We start from the raw sequence: 1,846 nt of genomic DNA on the forward strand, positions 1-1,846 counted from the left end.
GGACGGCCGAGGCCAGGCGGGAGGGGAACCAGGGAAGAGCGGGCGCGGTCAGGCGGGAAGAGGGCTGGCGGAGAGGGGTGGAGGGCGCGTTGGCCGGTGGCCGACGGCTGCTGGGGATATCGTCGGCAGGTGGAGCACAAGACGGATGAGCCCGCGCAGCCGGAGCCCGAGAGGGTCAGCTGCGCCCGCTGCGGTGCCATTGCCGAGGGCACACCGCTGACCTGGACCTGTTCCGTGGAGAACGGGGTCCGCCGCTACTTCTGCGAGGAGTGCGGGCGACGCAACATCCGAGCCATCGAGAGCCGCCTCGACTCCTCGGGGTGGTGACCGCGAGGCCCGCGCACCTGGTAGACCGCGCGTCAGGCGGGCCGGACACCTCACCCGGCCGCTCACGTCCGATGAGCCCGCGCCGCGGTCGGCCCAGCCTCCGCGGCGGGCCCAGCCGATGGCGACCGTCGGTTGCCGCGGTCGCAAGGCTGTTTTCCCGTGGTGTCCCCTCGGGGTGGTGACCGCGAGGTCCGCGCACCTGGTAGACCGTGCGTCAGGCAGGCCGGACACCTGACCCGGCCGCTCACGTCCGATGAGCCCGCGCCGCGGTCGGCCCAGCCTCCGCGGCGGGCCCAGCCGATGGCGACCGTCGGTTCCCGCGTTCGGGCAGGCCCTCTCCCTCGGCGTCCTCGGGCGTCGCTCGGCGCGGGAGGCAGACCCCGGCCCCCACCCGGTCGGTCAGGCGGACGCCTCCTCTGTCTCCTCGACCTCGTCCGACTCCTCGTGGCCCGCCAGGTCGTCGAGCTCGTCGAACTCCCCGTCCTCCGCAGCAAGGAACCCGGGCACCCAGTCCTCGAGCTCCGTGCGGAGCGCCACCGTCGCGCCCAGCTGGCACAGGACACCGATGGTGCTCAGGCACACCCGGTGTATCAGCAGGTAGGACGGCGGCAGATTGATCTGGTTGCCCAGGTCGTACAGCGGCGACTTGCGGTCGGCGAGCCGTGCCGCCTGGCCCCGGATCCAGGTGCGGTCGAACGCGAACTCCTCCGCCCGCGCCGGTTCGATCATCGGCAGCAGGTACTCCAGCAGGGCGTCCGGGTCGATCTGGATGCTGGGCTTGACGAAGCCCTCCTCCCGCATCAGGGCGTAGACGGCGGCGGCGTCCCCCTCCAGCGCCAGCCGCAGCGCCAGACCGATCTCCTCGGGCAGCCCGTCCGGCAGCCGGTCCACCGTGCCGAAGTCCAGCACGCCCAGCCTCCACATCTCCGGCGGCCCGTCCGGGGCGTCCCCGGTCAGCAGACGGAAGTTCCCCGGGTGCGGGTCGGCGTGGAGCAGGCCGGTGCGCGAGACGCCGGAGAACAGGAAGCGGGTCATCAACTGCCCGGCCCGGTCCCGCTGCTCCTGGGTGCCGTTCGCTATCACCTCGGACAGCGGTATGCCGTCCATCCACTCGGTGATCAGCACCTGGCTGCTCTGGTGCACCACGCCGGGGACGAACACATCGGGGTCGTCCGCGAACTCCTCCGCGTGCGCCTGCTGGGCCGAGGCCTCCAGCTCGTAGTCCAGCTCCTCGGAGACCCGCTCCCGCAGCTCGGCGATGAGCGGCTTGAGGTCCAGGCCGGGCACCAGCGGACCCAGCACCTTGGCGAACCGGGCCAGTTGGTTGAGGTCGGACAGCAGCGCCGCGCCCGCCCCCGGGTACTGCACCTTGACCGCCACCTCGCGCCCGTCGTGCCACACCGCCCGGTGCACCTGCCCGATCGACGCGGCCGCGGCCGGCTTGTCGTCGAACTCCACGAACAGCTCGCGCCAGTCCGGACCCAGCCGCTCCGCCAGTGCCGCGTTCACCGTGCGGGTG

General features: G+C 72.7%; 2 protein-coding genes. One reads left to right on the forward strand and one right to left on the reverse strand.

The genetic code is table 11. The annotated features are described in order from the left end of the window. Window positions 1-129 precede the first annotated feature (129 nt). Window positions 130-327: a hypothetical protein gene (locus E4099_RS31660; protein WP_135342534.1), complete on the forward strand. Its 198-nt coding sequence runs from the start codon at window positions 130-132 to the stop codon at window positions 325-327. 399 nt (window positions 328-726) lie between these two features. Here the strand turns inward: E4099_RS31660 and E4099_RS31665 are convergent. Then, window positions 727-1,846, reverse strand: a 1,120-nt coding sequence (locus tag E4099_RS31665) for an ABC1 kinase family protein (protein ID WP_135342535.1), incomplete at its 5' end; no start/stop codon positions are given.

The organism is Streptomyces palmae (genome assembly GCF_004684805.1).
Lineage (GTDB): Bacteria > Actinomycetota > Actinomycetes > Streptomycetales > Streptomycetaceae > Streptomyces > Streptomyces palmae.